Origin of the sequence: Gemmata sp., from assembly GCF_051859125.1 — a bacterium.
Taxonomy (GTDB): Bacteria; Planctomycetota; Planctomycetia; order Gemmatales; family Gemmataceae; genus Gemmata.
The window spans coordinates 1-1,721 of sequence record NZ_JBHYGG010000237.1; the positions used below are offsets into that span (position 1 = coordinate 1).

Consider the following 1,721-nt stretch of genomic DNA (forward strand, 5'->3'; position numbering starts at 1 on the left):
CCCCGGTCTCGGGGGAGAGGTCGCGACGAGGCTCTGCGAGTCGCGGGTGAGGGGGAGCCGCCTGAACCACACCCCAATTGCCCGATCCCATTCTTCTACCGATTTTAAGAACTGGCGGGTGCTCCGTCGAAATCCTGTCGAGAACCGCAGGGGTGGTTGGCGGCCCGCGTGAGGCCAATGACTTCGACCGGGCATCCGACGGTTCGAATTTTTCGCGAATCGCGGGGACTTCCCGGTCGCTCGCGGGTTGGATGTGAGGAAAGATTGAGGCGCTGGCGTCGGCCGCCGCCGCCGCGTGGACCGACCCGCGCTCCGTAGCTCCCACCGCTCTCCGAGGTACCCGTGTCCCAACCGACCCGTCGCTCGTTCCTGAAGTCGTCGGCCGCCGCGGGCGCGCTGCTCTCGCTCCCGGCCTCCACCTACCGGGCCGCGCTGCTCGCCGCCCAGAAGCCGTCCGAGTCCGTCCGCATCGCCTGCATCGGCGTCGGGGCCCAGGGCCGCGGGAACATGGGGGCGGTCCGGAAGAACGTCGTCGCCGTGTGCGACGTGGACAAGGACCGCGTCGCGTCCGCGGCCGCCGAGCTGGAGAAGGCCGGCACCAAGGCCCAGACCTTCAACGACTACCGCAAGGTGCTCGAGTCCAAGGACATCGACGCGGTGCTGATCAGCACGCCGGACCACTGGCACGCGCTGCCGACGGTCGATGCGTGCCGGGCCGGGAAGGACGTGTACACCGAGAAGCCGCTGTCGCTCGTCGTCACCGAGGGCCGGGCGATGGTGAAGGCGGCCCGCGACAACAAGCGGATCGTGCAGACCGGGAGCCAGCAGCGGTCCGGCAAGGAGTTCCGCCAGGCGTGCGAGTTGGTCCGCAACGGCGTACTCGGCAAGCTCACGCAGGTCAAGGTCGGGCTCCCCGGGCCGAACTGGACGAGCAAGGCGAAGACGGCGGTGCCCGACGCCGACCCGCCGGCGGCGCTCGACTACGACTTCTGGGTCGGCCCGGCCCCGGAGCGGAAGTACAACGTGAACCGCAGCCACTACCTGTTCCGGTTCTTCTGGGACTACTCCGGCGGCCAGCAGACGAACTTCGGCGCGCACCACCTCGACATCGCCCAGTGGGGGCTCGGTATGGACGAGAGCGGCCCCGTCGCGGTCGAGGGCTCGGCGACGTTCAACAAGGACAAGTGGTTCGAGACCCCCGAGACCGCGAAGCAGACGTTCACCTACGCGAACGGCGTCAACGTGCTGTGCAGCCTCGGCAGCGGCGGCTACCCGAGCGGGGTGACGTTCGAGGGCGAGAAGGGGACCATCTCCGTCAACCGCGGCTCGATCTCGGTGACCCTCAATGGCGAGAAGGTCGCGGACCCGTACAAGCTCGCGACCGGCGACGTGAAGCTGTACGTCTCGAACGGGCACCACGCGAACTGGATCGAGTGCATCAAGACCCGCAAGCTGCCGATCTGCGACGTCGAGATCGGGCACCGCAGCGCCACCGTGTGCCACCTCGGCAACATCGCGATCCGCACCGGCAAGAAGCTCCAGTGGGACCCGGCGAAGGAGGAGATCGTCGGCGACAAGGAGGCCGCCGCGATGCTGACCAAGGAGTACCGCAAGCCGTGGTCGCTCGGGTGAGCAGGTAATACCGAATCGCGTGGATCAGTTGCCCTTGGTGGGGCAGGCATTCGTGCCTGCCTCCGGAAGCGGTTGGAGGCAGGCACGAA

At 68.0% G+C, this 1,721-nt stretch carries 1 protein-coding gene; it reads left to right on the top strand.

Annotated elements, in window-relative coordinates:
* Positions 1-342: 342 nt before the first annotated feature.
* Positions 343-1,632, top strand: a complete 1,290-nt coding sequence (locus tag ACTIGN_RS18980) for a Gfo/Idh/MocA family oxidoreductase (protein WP_439626665.1) — start codon at positions 343-345, stop codon at positions 1,630-1,632.
* The last annotated feature ends 89 nt before the right edge of the window (positions 1,633-1,721 follow it).